The 15839-nt window shown below is 41.9% G+C and carries 14 protein-coding genes; 4 read left to right on the top strand and 10 right to left on the bottom strand.

Annotated elements, in window-relative coordinates; all coding sequences use genetic code 11:
• Positions 1 to 23: 23 nt before the first annotated feature.
• The 6 genes from carB to O3664_RS04455 all read right to left on the bottom strand — a co-directional run bounded on the left by carB (position 24) and on the right by O3664_RS04455 (position 7622).
• Positions 24 to 3200 (bottom strand): carbamoyl-phosphate synthase large subunit, encoded by a 3177-nt coding sequence (gene carB, locus O3664_RS04430; RefSeq protein ID WP_371613678.1) that lies wholly within the window; start codon positions 3198 to 3200, stop codon positions 24 to 26.
• Between the two features lie 447 nt (positions 3201 to 3647).
• Positions 3648 to 4727 carry a carbamoyl phosphate synthase small subunit gene (locus O3664_RS04435; RefSeq protein WP_000166853.1) on the bottom strand — a complete coding sequence of 360 codons (1080 nt, stop codon included), beginning with the start codon at positions 4725 to 4727 and terminating at the stop codon, positions 3648 to 3650.
• Positions 4728 to 4776: 49 nt separating this feature from the next.
• Positions 4777 to 5700, bottom strand: a complete 924-nt coding sequence (locus O3664_RS04440; RefSeq protein WP_004260121.1) for an aspartate carbamoyltransferase catalytic subunit — start codon at positions 5698 to 5700, stop codon at positions 4777 to 4779.
• Positions 5701 to 5718: 18 nt separating this feature from the next.
• The gene (gene pyrR, locus O3664_RS04445; protein ID WP_000644747.1) at positions 5719 to 6240 is read right to left on the bottom strand and encodes a bifunctional pyr operon transcriptional regulator/uracil phosphoribosyltransferase PyrR; all 522 of its coding nucleotides are present in this window, start codon (positions 6238 to 6240) and stop codon (positions 5719 to 5721) included.
• A 210-nt stretch (positions 6241 to 6450) separates the two neighbouring features.
• On the bottom strand, positions 6451 to 7080 hold the full coding sequence (gene nth / locus O3664_RS04450; RefSeq protein ID WP_261013879.1) for an endonuclease III: 630 nt from the start codon (positions 7078 to 7080) through the stop codon (positions 6451 to 6453).
• Positions 7080 to 7622, bottom strand: a complete 543-nt coding sequence (locus tag O3664_RS04455; protein WP_261044036.1) for a DUF177 domain-containing protein — start codon at positions 7620 to 7622, stop codon at positions 7080 to 7082. Before O3664_RS04455 ends, nth begins: the two co-directional genes overlap by 1 nt.
• Positions 7623 to 7790: 168 nt before the next feature.
• Here O3664_RS04455 and O3664_RS04460 point away from each other — a divergent pair, with 168 nt between their 5' ends.
• Both O3664_RS04460 and O3664_RS04465 read left to right on the top strand, forming a co-directional pair.
• Positions 7791 to 8120, top strand: a complete 330-nt coding sequence (locus O3664_RS04460) for a helicase BlpT (RefSeq protein WP_125454436.1) — start codon at positions 7791 to 7793, stop codon at positions 8118 to 8120.
• 373 nt (positions 8121 to 8493) lie between these two features.
• Positions 8494 to 10020, top strand: a complete 1527-nt coding sequence (locus O3664_RS04465) for an ATP-binding cassette domain-containing protein (RefSeq protein ID WP_371613679.1) — start codon at positions 8494 to 8496, stop codon at positions 10018 to 10020.
• A 43-nt stretch (positions 10021 to 10063) separates the two neighbouring features.
• Here the strand turns inward: O3664_RS04465 and htpX are convergent, their stop codons facing one another.
• Both htpX and O3664_RS04475 read right to left on the bottom strand, forming a co-directional pair.
• Positions 10064 to 10963, bottom strand: a complete 900-nt coding sequence (gene htpX / locus O3664_RS04470; protein ID WP_371613680.1) for a zinc metalloprotease HtpX — start codon at positions 10961 to 10963, stop codon at positions 10064 to 10066.
• Position 10964: 1 nt separating this feature from the next.
• The gene (locus tag O3664_RS04475) at positions 10965 to 11525 is read right to left on the bottom strand and encodes a LemA family protein (RefSeq protein ID WP_000219846.1); all 561 of its coding nucleotides are present in this window, start codon (positions 11523 to 11525) and stop codon (positions 10965 to 10967) included.
• A gap of 93 nt (positions 11526 to 11618) precedes the next feature.
• On the opposite strand from O3664_RS04475, the gene rsmG reads away from it, so the two are divergent.
• On the top strand, positions 11619 to 12332 hold the full coding sequence (gene rsmG, locus O3664_RS04480; protein WP_261079299.1) for a 16S rRNA (guanine(527)-N(7))-methyltransferase RsmG: 714 nt from the start codon (positions 11619 to 11621) through the stop codon (positions 12330 to 12332).
• A gap of 203 nt (positions 12333 to 12535) precedes the next feature.
• A complete protein-coding gene (locus O3664_RS04485; RefSeq protein ID WP_192855430.1) occupies positions 12536 to 13819 on the top strand; it encodes a uracil-xanthine permease family protein in 1284 nt (427 codons plus the stop codon).
• A 95-nt stretch (positions 13820 to 13914) separates the two neighbouring features.
• Here the strand turns inward: O3664_RS04485 and ffh are convergent, their stop codons facing one another.
• Entirely contained in the window at positions 13915 to 15486 is a 1572-nt protein-coding gene (ffh, locus tag O3664_RS04490) for a signal recognition particle protein (RefSeq protein ID WP_000863612.1), read from the bottom strand.
• Positions 15487 to 15497: 11 nt separating this feature from the next.
• The gene (locus tag O3664_RS04495; protein WP_000402071.1) at positions 15498 to 15830 is read right to left on the bottom strand and encodes a putative DNA-binding protein; all 333 of its coding nucleotides are present in this window, start codon (positions 15828 to 15830) and stop codon (positions 15498 to 15500) included.
• Positions 15831 to 15839: the final 9 nt, after the last annotated feature.

Below are 15839 nucleotides of genomic sequence, written 5' to 3' on the forward strand. Positions count from 1 at the left end.
AAATATGAAAAAATTTTTCTCAACTAGATCGCTTCTGTGACAAAACTACGGCTTTCCAATACTTTGAGCATGGCGTTAGCTGTATCTAGGGCTGTGAAGAGGGGCACTCCGTGTTCAATGGCTGAACGACGGATTTGCTCACCATCCTCGTCAGCAGTTCGTTTGGTTCCGACAGTATTGATAATCGCTTGGATTTTCCCTTTGCGAACAAAGCTTGGGATATCCTGATCGTCATCACCAATCTTACCAACAGGTTGAGCATGAAGTCCATGACTGGCAAAGAAAGCTGCTGTCCCTTCTGTTGCGAGGATACCGTAGCCAATATTTTGGAAACGACGAGCTAAGTCCAAGGCTTCTTCTTTGGCATCATCTGCAATGGTAAATACAACGTTACCAAAAGTTGGCAAGTGTAGGTAAGAAGCTTCAAAAGCTTTATAAAGAGCTTTTTCTAGAGTCGTATCAGAGCCCATAACTTCACCTGTTGACTTCATTTCAGGTCCAAGCAAGCTATCTACCTTAGCTAGTTTCGTGAAGGAGAAGACAGGTGCCTTGATATGAACGCGAGTGCTTTCAGGGTAAAGACCATCTTGGTAGCCCAGTTCTTCAAGGTTTTGACCAAGAATGAGCTTGGTCGCTACTTGAGCCATAGGAATATTGGTCACCTTAGAAAGGAATGGAACCGTACGGCTGGCACGTGGATTGACCTCAATAACGTAGACTTTTTCATCCTTGATAACAAACTGGATATTCATCATTCCAAGGCAGTTAAGACCGATTGCTAGGCGTTTAGTATAGTCTGCGATGGTTTCCTGAACCTTTTGAGACAAAGTTTGTGGTGGATAAACGGCCATTGAGTCACCTGAGTGGACACCGGCACGTTCGATATGTTCCATGATGCCAGGAATAAGGACATTTTCTCCGTCTGAAATGGCATCAACTTCGCACTCTTGTCCAACGATGTAAGAGTCAACAAGAACTGGGTGGTCAGGACTAGCCTTAACAGCTGTACGCATGTAAGAGCGAAGGTCTTCCTCATTTTCTACGATTTCCATGGCACGTCCACCCAAAACATAAGATGGACGAACGAGGACTGGGAAGCCAATCTTGCGAGCTGCAAGCACTGCTTCTTCTTCATTGGTAGCCGTTTGTCCTGGTGGCTGTGGAATATCTAAGTCTTTAAGAGCTTGCTCGAAGAGGTCACGGTCTTCGGCACGGTCTAGGTCAGTAACCTGTGTACCAAGGATGGTCACACCTGCTTTTGCCAATGGCTCCGCAAGGTTGATGGCTGTTTGACCACCAAACTGAACAATAACACCTTTTGGTTGTTCCAAATCAATAACATTCATAACATCTTCGAATGTCAATGGCTCAAAATAGAGTTTGTCAGATACCGAGAAGTCTGTCGAAACGGTCTCTGGGTTTGAATTCATGATGATAGCTTCGTATCCAGCAGCTTGAATCGCCTTAACCGAATGAACCGTTGCATAGTCAAACTCAACTCCTTGCCCGATACGGATTGGACCAGAACCCAGAACTAGAACGGATTCCTTATCAGACTTGATAGACTCATTTTCCCAACCATAGGTTGAATAGAAATATGGTGTTTCAGAGTCAAACTCTGCCGCACAGGTATCAACCATCTTGTAGACTGGGACAATCTTATTTTCCAAACGAAGTTGACGAACTTGGTCAGCTGTCGTTTCCCAGAGTTCAGCAATCTTACGGTCTGAAAATCCATTAAGTTTGGCAGTTTTCAAAACGTCTAAATCTTGTGGATGAGCGCCCAATTCTTGCTCAATTTCAAAGATATGCAAGAGTTTATCAAGATAGAAGATGTCGATTTTTGTAAGCTCTGCAATTTCTTCTGGTGTGTAGCCACGGCGAATGGCTTCTGATACGTAGAAGAGACGGTCATCTTGGGCTTTGACAACCTTTTCAATCAAGGCATCATCAGAAACTACTGCAAGTTCAGGCATTTCATTGTGGTGCACCCCAATTTCAAGGGAGCGACAAGCCTTAAGAAGAGATTCCTCGATGTTACGACCGATGGCCATAACTTCTCCAGTTGCCTTCATCTGGGTACCAAGACGGCGTTCTCCCTTTTCAAACTTGTCAAATGGGAAACGTGGAATCTTGGCAACTACGTAGTCAAGGGCAGGCTCAAACATGGCATAGGTTGAACCTGTAACTGGGTTGATCACCTCATCCAAGGTCAAACCTACTGCAATCTTGGCAGCCAACTTAGCAATCGGATACCCTGTCGCCTTAGAGGCAAGGGCTGACGAACGCGATACACGAGGGTTTACTTCGATAACATAATACTTGAAGCTGTGGGGATCAAGGGCCAGCTGAACATTACATCCACCTTCAATTTTAAGGGCACGAATGATGCTCAAGCTCGCATCACGTAGCATTTGGTTCTCATAGTCTGACATGGTTTGCGCAGGGGCAAATACAATGGAATCCCCTGTGTGAATCCCAACTGGGTCAAAGTTTTCCATGTTACAAACAACCAAAGCATTGTCAGCTGAGTCACGCATTACTTCGTATTCGATTTCCTTGAAACCTGCAATAGAACGCTCAATCAAACATTGGGTAACAGGTGACAATTTTAACCCATTTTCAGCTATTTCACGCAATTCTTCCTCATTGGCACACATACCACCACCAGTACCACCAAGGGTAAAGGCTGGACGAACAATAACTGGGTAGCCAATTGTTGCTGCAAAGGAAACTGCTTCTTCTACTGTATTAACAATTTCAGATTCAGGAATTGGTTGGTTGAGCTCTTCCATCAATTGTTTAAAGAGATCACGGTCCTCCGCTTGGTCAATGGCAGATAATTTAGTACCCAGAAGTTCAACACCAAGCTCATCTAGGATACCATTTTTAGACAATTCCATGGCCATATTGAGCCCTGTCTGACCACCAAGGGTTGGAAGCAAGGCATCTGGGCGCTCCTTACGAAGAATACGTGTCACAAACTCAAGTGTAATCGGTTCGATGTAAACCTTATCAGCAATTTCCTTGTCCGTCATGATAGTGGCAGGATTTGAGTTAACCAAGACTACCTCATAACCTTCCTCTTTCAAAGACAAGCAAGCCTGGGTCCCAGCGTAGTCAAACTCAGCAGCCTGACCAATAATAATCGGACCAGAACCAATCACCATAATTTTTTGAATATCAGTACGTTTAGGCATAGTTTATGATACAAAGCCCGTAAAGAACACAGTGAAAATAGGAAACTCGGTGCAGACGCCTTCAGCGTCAAGACGATGATTATCTTTTTCACACAGTTCTTAGGGCGTGTTCACTTCCGCGAACAATGTATCTTCTCCTTTCTATTCGGCAACTCTCAGGTTGCCATTAAATAAATTCTCCGACGATTTTTTAGCGAAACGATACTTTTCGGTAAAAAATCTAGTGCAGGGAGTTTTTAGTTCGCCTGATAGCGACTAAAAGAAACGACCTGCCTTTCTATTCGTCGCCTCACAGAGCGACATTAAATAAGATACAAAGGACGAATAGAAAGCGATTGAATTTTAGGAAACCAAGTAAGGATTGACAATCCAAGTTGGTTTCTCTAAATTCCGAGCTTTCCGTCCGTGTTCAGTTACATAAATTCTCCGACGAGCTTTTACTCGTTCTTAGTTTGATTGTTTAAAAGCTTCCATCATCTCGATAAACTCGTCAAATAGATAGCTTGCGTCGTGTGGACCAGGGGCTGCGTCTGGGTGGTATTGAACAGAGAAAGCAGGTTGGTATCTGTGACGCACACCTTCAACTGACTTGTCATTGATTTCTTCGTGGGTGATAATCAAGTGCTCTGGCAAGTCCTCACGGCTGACTGCATAACCATGGTTTTGACTTGTAAAATCCACACGTCCTGTAGCAATTTCGCGTACCGCGTGGTTAAATCCACGGTGTCCAAATTTCATCTTGTAGGTCTTAGCCCCGTTTGCCATGGCAAAGAGTTGGTGACCCATACAGATACCGAAGATTGGAATTTTTCCTTGCACACCACGAATCATGTCCAGTGCTTGGGGAACATCTTCTGGGTTACCAGGACCATTTGACAACATAACTCCGTCAGGATTGAGATGGAGAATTTCTTCAGCCGTTGTTGAATACGGAACAACCGTCACGTTACAATTACGCTTAGAAAGTTCTCGTAAGATTGAGTGCTTAAGACCAAAGTCCACTAGCACCACGCTCAAACCAACTCCTGGAGCTGGATATGACGTTTTAGTAGAAACCTGCTTGATATTATCTGTCGGCAAGACTGTTGCTTGGAGCTGGTCCGTCACATGGTCCATACTATCCCCAACATGGGTCAAGGTTGCACGCATAGTACCGTGTTTACGGATAATCTTAGTAAGTGCACGGGTATCAATTCCTGAAATACCTGGAATTTTCTTAGCTTTCAAAAATTCATCCAAGGTCATTTGGTTGCGCCAATTGCTTGCTCTACGTGCCTCTTCGAAAACAACGACTCCCTTACAAGTTGGAATAATGGATTCGTAATCATCACGGTTGATTCCATAATTTCCTACCAAAGGATAAGTAAAGGTCAAGATTTGTCCATTATAAGACTGGTCTGTAATGGATTCTTGGTAGCCGGTCATGCCTGTATTAAAGACGATTTCGCCTGTAACATCAATATCTGCTCCGAAGGCTTTGCCTTCAAAAACTGTGCCATCTTCTAATACTAGAAGTCTTTTTGTCATATTTTCACCTCTCGTGGACGCTCACTGGCGTCTTTTAACGTCTTGTGTTTTAGTTGGCGTTTCTACTCGCCAGTACGGATTCTAAGATTGCCATTCGAACAAAGACACCATTGGTCATTTGTTGGACAATCCGTGATTTTGGTGCTTCAACCAAGTGGTCTGCGATTTCTACATCACGGTTGACTGGGGCTGGGTGCATAAGGATTGCTGTTTCTTTCAAACGGTCGTAACGTTCTTGAGTCAAGCCATGTTGGGCATGGTAGTCTTCTTTTGAAAAGACAGCTCCACTATCATGGCGTTCATGTTGCACACGTAGAAACATCATGACATCCACCTGATCAATGATTTCATCAATAGTTACAAACTGTCCATAGTCTGCAAACTCTTGACTTCTCCATTCCTCAGGTCCAGCAAAGTAAAGTTCAGCTCCCAAGCGTTTCAAAATCTGCATATTGGATTTGGCAACGCGTGAGTGGTCCAAGTCACCTGCAATCGCAACCTTGAGCCCCTCAAAGTGACCAAATTCCTCATAAATAGTCATCAAATCCAGCAAGCTTTGGCTAGGGTGTTGTCCCGAACCATCTCCACCATTGATAATGGAAGTCGTAATCGTCGGACTAGCAATCAACTCTCTGTAGTAGTCAACCTCTGGGTGGCGAATCACACAGACATCCACTCCTAGTGCAGATAGGGTCAGGATAGTATCATAAAGTGTTTCACCCTTATTGACCGAACTAGTCTTCACATCAAAGTCAAGTCGTTCCAATCCCAATTTAATCTCTGCCACTTCAAAGGACTTATGCGTCCGTGTAGAATCCTCAAAGAAAAGATTGGAAACAATCGGATGGTCTTCATAAGGAAGCTGAGCTCCGTTTTTAAACTCAATTCCTCGCTTGATCAATTTCATCACTTGATCGACAGTGAGATCTTCCATGGACACCACATGGTTCAATGCTTGTTGATTTTCTGACATGGCTACTCCTTTAGCTTTCTAAGCTTCTTCAGTAATCAGAACTCTGTCTTGGCCATCAAGTTCTGCCATCTCTACGATGATTTCTTCAGAACGACTAGTTGGGATATTTTTTCCAACGTAATCTGGACGGATTGGCAATTCTCTATGTCCACGATCAACTAGAACTGCTAAACTCACGCGCGCAGGACGACCATGACCGACAATATTATCAATAGCAGCGCGGATGGTACGGCCTGTATAAAGTACATCGTCCACCAAGATAACTTCACGGTCTGTAACATCAACAGAAACTAAAGAAGTATCTTCTCCACTTTTAACATCGTCACGGAAAGGTTTGGTATCCAATTCCACAACAGGAACTGAAAGATTTTCTAGTTGCTCCAAACGTTCTTGGATTCGGTGGGCGATAAAGACACCACGCGTTTTAATACCAGCCAAGACGATTTTATTCAAATCTTTGTTGCGTTCGATAATCTCATAAGTAATACGCGTAATCGCTCGTTTGACGGTCAATTCGTCTACAACTTCTTTTGCCTTCATGACAAACCTCCAAAAAGAAAAGTCTCCTTAAACAAGGAGACTTGAAATGTATAGCCAAGCGAGCCCTACTGCAAACAGTATAGACTTCACCCTTCTACTTTATCGCGCTCCTTGCCTGCCTCACGGGACAGGTTTAAAGGAATATTTAGTTATCAAATACTATAGCACAAAGCATGCTTAAAATCAAGCAAAAACTTTTGGTACACCATCTTATAAATTGCTAAAATCATATAACTGTGGGTACTGGTCACACTCTGGATTTTTAGGATGGCAGATAGCCCGTCCGAAATAAATCATGGCCTGATGAGCTGCTAACCATTTTTCAGGTGGCAAAATATCCATAACCCTCTTTTCCACCTCAAGCGGTGTCGCTGATTTTTTGACGATATCGTGGTGCTTACAAATACGCTCCACATGAGTATCAACTGCAAAGGCTGGAATCCCAAAGCCCACACTCATAACTACATTGGCTGTCTTGCGACCAACACCTGCTAGACTTTCTAATTCCTCACGTGTTTGAGGAACTTGGCCATCAAAATCGTCTAGTAACTGTTGGGCACATTTTTTTAGAAATTTAGCCTTATTTCGATACAGTCCCAGGCGAGAAATGTGTGAAGCAATTTCACTCTCTGTCGCTACAGACATGGCTTGAGGCGTTGGAAAGGCAGCAAAGAGACCTGGTGTGGCCTTATTTACCGCTGCATCCGTTGTCTGGGCTGACAACATGACCGCAACCAAGAGTTCAAAATGATTGGTAAAATCAAGACTTGGCTTGGCATCTGGAAACAGAGCAATGATTTCTTCTAGCACTTTTCGTGCTCTTTTTTTTGACAAAACCATTATTCGTCTCCATCAAATAGTCCTTGTAAGCCAGCAAAAGGACTATTTTCTTCTTTCTTAACTGCCTGTTGGGCTTGGTATTCTTCCTCTGTCATGATTTGCCAGTCATTTCCTGACACAAAACCTTGACCAGCCTCTTCTTCAGCAGTCAAGACCTTGATAGGAATGTTTAACAGGATATTGTCTGACACGCTCTCAGCAAGGTCAAGTTCCCCATTTTCGATAGGTAAAACCAAATCATCATCTAGAACTTCTTGATCTAGCTGGTTTGTTGCTCCTTCCATGAAAACTTCCGTTACTGGATAAGTTTCAACTAACTCAACTGGCTCCATACTGCGACTTGAAGCAAGAACAATGGTATAAGACAACTGATAATCTAAGAAATACATACGGTCTTCGTACTGTACTTTCCCCACAGCAAGGATATCTTTTACATCTAAAATTTCTTGATTGCGTGCACGCAGGTCAGCGACTAGATCTAAAGTTTGTTCAAAATGCAATCCTTCAGGCTGCTTACGAATTTCTTGAATATTTAATTTCATACTTCCTCCATAAAGATTTACTCTCTTGATTATACCATGAAAAGGCTACAAATCAGCACGGCAAACTTTATAATTAAAATTCGATTTTTTAACATATTTACTATGACATTTTTGTTTTTTAGTGCTATACTATAGGCAATAATACATCAGAGCAAGGAGGATGCTCACATGGAAGACAAAGAACTCATTACTAATGCAACCCAACTCCTATCCGAGTTAAATAAAAGTTTCCAAAGCTGCAAACAGGGTACAGCAGATGATATTCGACTGCAAGAGCTGCTAAATACTACTCTGCAAGAGCTCAAAAAAGCGGAAAAGTTGAACAACAGTATCTTAATAGACCTTGAGAAATTTTACCAACGTACCAGTCTCCTGATTGGACTGGGTAGCCTAAAACTAAACGATCAAGCTCGCACTGCTTGGCGAAACTACGACAAATTCCATTACGAGCATGTCAAACACGTACTGACTCTTTATGGACCTGTTTTCGGATTTTAGAGATTAGAATTGTCAGTTTTCTATTGACAAAATTTCCTTAAAGGTATAGGATAAAGGTACTAATACTCGGAGGTAAGGGAGACATGAACAACTAAGTCTATCAAATAAAGAACTTTATTTAGTAGATCTTGTTTTTGTCTCTTTTTGGGTGCTCTTTTATGCTCTTTTTCTGGCATTTTATACTCAATGAAAATCAAAGTGAAAACTAGGAAGCTAGCCGTAAGCTGTACTTGAGTACGGTAAGGCGACGCTGACGTGGTTTGAAGAGATTTTCGAAGAGTATTAATAGAGTTTTTTGACATAAACTGTGGCTCTACTAGGTAAAGTAGAGCTTTTTGTTATGCACTATTGATATTCTAGAAAGGGCAATCATATGATAAAAATCAATCACCTGACCATCACACAAAACAAAGATTTACGAGACCTTGTAGCCAACTTAAGCATGACCATCCAAGATGGGGAAAAGGTAGCTATTATTGGCGAAGAAGGAAATGGCAAATCAACCTTACTTAAAATTTTAATTGGGGAAGTTTTGTCTGATTTCACTATCAAGGGAGACATCCAGTCTGACTATCAGTCACTGGCCTGTATTCCTCAAAAAGTCCCTGAGGACTTGAAAAAGAGAAGTCTACACGACTACTTCTTTTTAGATTCTATTGATTTAGACTACAGTATCCTCTATCGTTTGGCTGAGGAATTGCATTTTGATAGCAATCGTTTCGCTAGCAACCAAGATATTGGCAGTCTATCAGGGGGCGAAGCTTTGAAAATTCAGCTCATCCATGAGTTAGCCAAACCCTTTGAGATTCTATTTTTAGATGAACCTTCAAATGACCTAGACCTTGAGACGGTTGATTGGCTAAAAAGACAGATACAGAAGATGAGGCAAACCGTTATTTTCATTTCCCATGATGAAGACTTTCTTTCTGAAACGGCTGATACTATTGTCCACTTGCGACTGGTCAAGCACCGTAAAGAAGCAGAAACATTAGTAGAGCATTTAGACTATGATCGCTATAGTGAGCAGATAAAGGCTAATTTTATCAAACAAAGCCAGCAAGCATCTAACGACCAAAGAGCCTACGATAAAACCATGGAAAAACATCGGCGAGTCAAGCAAAATGTAGAAACTGCACTTCGAGCTACCAAAGACAGTACTGCCGGTCGCCTATTGGCTAAAAAGATGAAAACTGTCCTCTCTCAAGAAAAACGTATTGAAAAGACAGCTCAGTCCATGACCCAAAAACCACTTGAAGAGGAAGAAATTAGACTTTTTTTCTCAGATATACAGCCATTACCGACATCTAAAGTCTTAATCCAACTGGAAAAAGAAAATTTGTCCATTGACGACCGTGTTTTGGCTCAGCAGCTACAACTAACTGTCCATGGCCAAGAAAAAATCGGTATTATCGGGCCAAATGGTATTGGAAAATCAACTCTGTTAGCCAAGGTACAGAGAATTCTGAATGATAAAAGAGAGATTTCCCTTGGTTTTATGCCACAAGATTACCACAAAAAACTGCAATTGGATTTATCACCAATAGCCTACCTCAGCAAAACTGGAGAAAAAGAGGAACTACAGAAAATCCAATCTCACTTAGCAAGTCTCAATTTCAGTTATCCAGAAATGCAGCATCAAATTCGCTCCTTATCTGGCGGACAACAGGGAAAACTTCTGCTTTTGGATTTAGTCTTGCGCAAACCAAACTTTCTCCTGCTAGATGAACCCACACGAAACTTTTCTCCAACTTCTCAACCCGAAATCAGAAAACTCTTTGCCACTTATCCTGGTGGTCTCATCACTGTTTCGCATGACCGTCGTTTCTTAAAAGAAGTTTGCTCGACTATCTATCGCTTGACAGAACACGGTTTGGAGATAGTTAATTTAGAAGATTTATAAATTTTCAACATAGCAAAAATCCAGAGACGACCTCTGGATTTTTTTATATACGTTTCAAACGTTCAATCCGTTCTGAGATAGGTGGGTGGGTATAAAAGAGTTTTTGGAACCCTCCACCTTTCTTAGGATCATTGATATAAAGTGCACTACTGGCATCATCTACAGGACTACTCATCGGTTTACTATTATCCAACTTACGTAGAGCATTAATCATCCCTTGAGGATTGCGAGTCAACTCAACACTAGAAGCATCAGCTAGGAATTCCCTCTGACGAGAAATAGCTAGTTGCACCAAGGTTGCAGCGAGAGGTGCCAGCACAATAGCTAGTAGGGAAACCACTAGCATAATGATTTCTAAGCCATTTCCTTCTCGGTCATCATCACTTCGTCTACGACCTGCTCCACCCCACCACATCATACGACCTGCCATACTAGAAAGCATGGTGATAGCACTAGCAAGGGCAACAGCAATAGTCGAAATACGGATATCATAATTACGAATATGACTGACTTCATGTCCCATAACAGCTTCTAGCTCCTCGCGATTCATGATAGCAAGGAGACCTGAAGTCGCAGCAACCGCTGCGTTTTGAGGATTAGAACCTGTCGCAAAGGCATTTAAGGCCGGATCATCAATGATGAAAACACGGGGCATAGGAATCTGAGCGACCATAGCCATATCTTCCACTACATGGTAAAGATCTGGTGCAGTTTGCTCATCCACCTCACGCGCTCCATTCATGGACATGACAATCTCTGTCGATTGAAAAATCATGGACAAGGCATAGATAAAGCCGATAATCAGTGCGATAACCAATCCACCAATCCCAGATCGCATAAAGAGGTAACCAACCGCATAGCCAACAAGAGCTAAGAGTAGGAAAAATACCAGCAACAAAATCCACGTTTTTCGTTTATTGCTTGCAATTTGATCAAACAACATCTTAGTCACCTAAACCGCTAAAATCAACTTTAGGAACTGCCTTTTCCTCTTCTGGTGTTTGAAGGAAATCTGCTGCTTTAAATCCAAACATCCCAGCGATAATATTGCTTGGGAAAGTTTCTAATTTTACATTGTAGTTGCTGACAACACTGTTGTAAAGTTGACGAGAGTAAGAAATTTTATTTTCTGTGTTTGTCAACTCCTCTTGCAATTTAACAAAGTTGGCACTAGCTTTCAAATCTGGATAGCTTTCTGCAACTGCAAAAATACCTGAAACCTGACGAGTAAGAGCATCACTAGCTTTCATAGCTTCTGCTGGTGAAGTTGCTGCAGCAACTTGATTGCGAAGTTCTGCCACCTTTTCAAGGGTAGAACCTTCATATTTGGCATAACCTTTTACAGTCTCAATCAAGTTTGGCAAGAGATCATTTCGACGTTTCAACTGAACATCAATCTGACTCCAAGCCTCCTTTGTTTGCATACGATTCTTAACCAAACCGTTATAGCTAACAATCACAAAAATAACAACAAGAGCCAAAACTCCAAGAATAATCCAAGTCATTATATAAGTCCTTTCTACTTTTAGATTAGTACCAGTATATCAAATTTTTAATGATTGTGGTAAAATAAGATGATACTAAAGAAGGAAATAACTATGAAACCAGAAACATTTTACAACTTGCTTGCCGAGCAAAATCTTCCACTTTCGGACCAGCAAAAAAAACAATTTGAACGTTATTTTGAACTCTTGGTCGAGTGGAATGAAAAGATTAATTTGACGGCTATTACAGATAAGGAAGAAGTCTATCTGAAACACTTTTACGATTCTATTGCACCCATTCTGCAAGGCTTAATTTCAAATGAAACTATCAAACTTCTTGATATTGGAGCCGGGGCAGGATTTCCTAGTCTACCTATGAAAATCCTCTATCCTCAGCTAGATGTGACTATTATTGATTCGCTAAATAAGCGCATCAACTTCCTCCAACTCTTGGCTCAAGAGCTAGATTTGAGCGGTGTTCACTTCTATCATGGACGTGCAGAAGACTTGGCCCAAGACAAAAACTTCCGTGCTCACTATGATTTTGTAACGGCTCGTGCGGTTGCCCGTATGCAAGTCCTATCTGAATTAACTATTCCCTACCTTAAAGTTGGCGGAAAACTATTGGCACTCAAGGCTAGCAATGCGCCTGAGGAATTATTAGAAGCTAAGAATGCCCTCAACCTCCTTTTTAGTAAAGTAGAAGACAATCTCAGCTACGCCCTACCAAATGGAGATCCACGTTACATCACAGTGGTAGAAAAGAAAAAAGAAACACCAAATAAATATCCAAGAAAGGCTGGCATGCCCAACAAACGCCCACTTTAAATTTTTTAGTAAAAAATGTTTACAAAGTTCGGAATTTCTGCTATACTATCACAAGCAAAGGTTTTTAATGTCATCCCGTGAGGTGACGAAGACACAGAAATATTTAAAACTCTTTAAAGTCTAGATTTTAGAGAAGTCTTACTCTGAGGGCCTATTGCTGTAAAATAATGGGCTCTTTTTTGATGCCCAAAAGTGAGGTTTATATGAAACAAGAATCAACTGTTGATTTGTTACTAGACGTTGACCAACGTCCTTCGGCTGGAAAAGGAATTCTCCTTAGCTTCCAACACGTTTTCGCCATGTTTGGAGCGACCATCTTGGTACCATTGATTTTGGGAATGCCTGTATCTGTTGCCCTTTTTGCTTCAGGTGTAGGAACACTCATCTACATGATCGCAACTGGTTTTAGAGTTCCAGTTTATCTAGGTTCTTCATTTGCCTTTATCACAGCTATGTCCCTAGCTATGAAAGAAATGGGTGGTGATGTATCTGCTGCTCAAACAGGGGTTATCTTGACTGGTTTAGTCTATGTCCTTGTGGCTGCAAGTGTTCGTTTTGCGGGTACAAAATGGATTGATAAACTCTTGCCACCAATCATCATTGGACCTATGATCATCGTTATCGGTCTTGGACTTGCAGGTTCAGCTGTTACTAACGCTGGTCTTGTAGCGGATGGAAATTGGAAAAATGCTCTTGTAGCAGTTGTTACTTTCTTGATTGCTGCCTTTATCAATACAAAAGGAAAAGGATTCCTACGAATCATTCCATTCCTCTTTGCCATTATCGGTGGTTACCTCTTTGCGCTAACTCTTGGCTTGGTAGACTTTACACCCGTTCTTAAAGCTAACTGGTTTGAAATTCCTGGCTTCTACTTGCCATTTAGCACTGGTGGTGCCTTTAAAGAGTACAATCTTTACTTTGGTCCAGAAACCATCGCCATCTTGCCAATCGCTATCGTAACAATTTCTGAGCATATCGGAGACCATACTGTTTTGGGTCAAATCTGTGGCCGTCAATTCTTGAAAGAACCAGGTCTTCACCGTACTCTTCTTGGTGACGGTATCGCAACTTCTGTTTCTGCCTTCCTTGGTGGACCAGCCAATACAACTTACGGAGAAAATACAGGGGTTATCGGTATGACTCGTATCGCTTCTGTCTCAGTTATCCGTAACGCTGCCTTCATCGCGATTGCCCTTAGCTTCCTTGGTAAATTCACTGCCTTGATTTCAACCATTCCAAATGCTGTACTTGGTGGTATGTCAATCCTTCTCTACGGAGTTATCGCAAGTAATGGTTTGAAAGTCTTGATCAAAGAACGTGTAGACTTCAGTCAAATGCGTAACCTAATCATCGCAAGTGCTATGTTGGTACTTGGACTTGGAGGAGCTATTCTTAAACTTGGTCCAGTTACCCTTTCGGGTACTGCCCTATCAGCCATGACAGGAATCATCTTGAACTTGATCTTGCCATACGAAAATAAAGACTAAGAGTCTAAACATATCAAAAAACGAGCATTTCCAATTACGGAAGTGCTCATTTTTCTTCTTTCTAAAAAAGGAAAGCCCTCCGGCCTTCCTTTGTCTTACTTGCGTTTCTTCTTCGCTTTTTTCATTTTGTTAGCCATGCGTTTCATAGACTGTTTCATGGCAAATTCACCGATTTTACCTTTTAGTCCACCACCAAACATCTGGCTCATATCGGGCATTCCCGCTCCTCCGAGAGCTGATAAGTCAGGCATACCACCTTGTCCCATCATTCCTTCAAGGGCAGACATATCCATTCCTCCCATATTTGGCATATTTTTAGGAAGGTTGTTTGGATTGATTCCCATTTGTTTCATCATCTTGTTCATATCTCCAGACATAACACCCTGCATGAGTTGTTTAGCCTGGTTAAAGTCTTTAATGAATTTATTAACTTCGACAAAAGTATTTCCAGAACCAGCTGCGATACGACGGCGGCGGCTTGGATTTAACAAATCTGGATTTTCACGTTCTTCAGGTGTCATTGAAGATACGATGGCACGTTTACGAGCAATCTGACGCTCATCTACCTTCATGTTTTGAAGAGCTGGATTGTTGGCCATACCTGGAATCATCTTGAGCAAGTCTTCCATTGGCCCCATGTTTTGCACCTGATCCAACTGATCAATGAAATCATTGAAATCAAAGGTGTTTTCACGCATCTTCTCAGCCATTTCAAGGGCTTTTTGCTCATCGTATTCTTGAGAAGCTTTCTCAATCAAAGTGAGCATATCCCCCATACCAAGAATACGGCTTGACATACGGTCTGGGTGGAAGGTTTCAATGTCCGTAATCTTTTCACCTGTACCAGTAAACTTGATTGGTTTTCCAGTAATGTGTCGAACAGATAGGGCAGCACCACCACGAGTATCGCCATCAATCTTAGTAAGGATAACCCCAGTCACTTCTAACTGAGCATTGAACTCACGCGCAACATTGGCCGCTTCTTGACCAATCATGGCATCAACGACGAGCAGAATTTCATTTGGTTGGGCCAATGCTTTCACGTCACGAAGCTCGTTCATAAGGAGCTCGTCAATCTGCAAACGACCTGCCGTATCAATCAAGACATAGTCATTATGATTGGCTTGGGCTTGTTCCAAACCTTGACGTACAATCTCAACAGCTGGAACCTCTGTCCCAAGAGCGAAGACAGGAACATCAATCTGTTGTCCCAAGGTCTTAAGCTGATCAATGGCAGCAGGACGGTAAATATCCGCCGCAATCATCAAAGGACGGGCATTTTCTTCCTTCTTGAGTTTGTTGGCCAATTTACCTGCAAAGGTTGTTTTACCAGCTCCCTGCAAACCAACCATCATGATAATCGTCGGAATTTTAGGAGACTTGATAATCTCAGCCGTATCAGAACCTAAAACGGCTGTCAATTCCTCATCAACGATTTTAATAATTTGTTGCGCAGGATTAAGGGTATCAATGACCTCATGCCCGACCGCACGCTCACGAACTTTCTTGATAAAGTCCTTTACAACAGGCAAGGCAACATCGGCCTCAAGCAAGGCCAAGCGAATTTCTTTGGTTGCCTCTTGGACATCAGCTTCAGAGATTTTTCCTTTTTTACGTAGATTTTTAAAGACGTTCTGCAAACGTTCTGTTAAACTTTCAAATGCCATTTTTCTTCCTCTTATTCTCTATTATCAATGCTTGTTAAAATTTCTATCTGCTCCTGCAGAAAGTTATCCTTGGGATAACGCTCCAAGATCTGGTCAAAAATTTGACTGCGGACAATGTAGTCCGAGTACATGTGCAATTTCATCTCATAATCTTCCAGAATCTTTTCTGTCCGCTTAATATTATCATAGACAGCCTGACGACTGACACCAAACTCCTCAGCAATTTCAGCAAGGCTGTAATCATCAGCGTAGTAGAGCTCGATATAATTCATTTGCTTATCTGTCAAAAGCGCCGCATAAAATTCAAAAAGCGCATTCATACGATTGGTTTTTTCGATTTCCATAACTTTTAT

This window comes from Streptococcus sp. 27098_8_109, from assembly GCF_041432295.1.
Taxonomy (GTDB): Bacteria; Bacillota; Bacilli; order Lactobacillales; family Streptococcaceae; genus Streptococcus.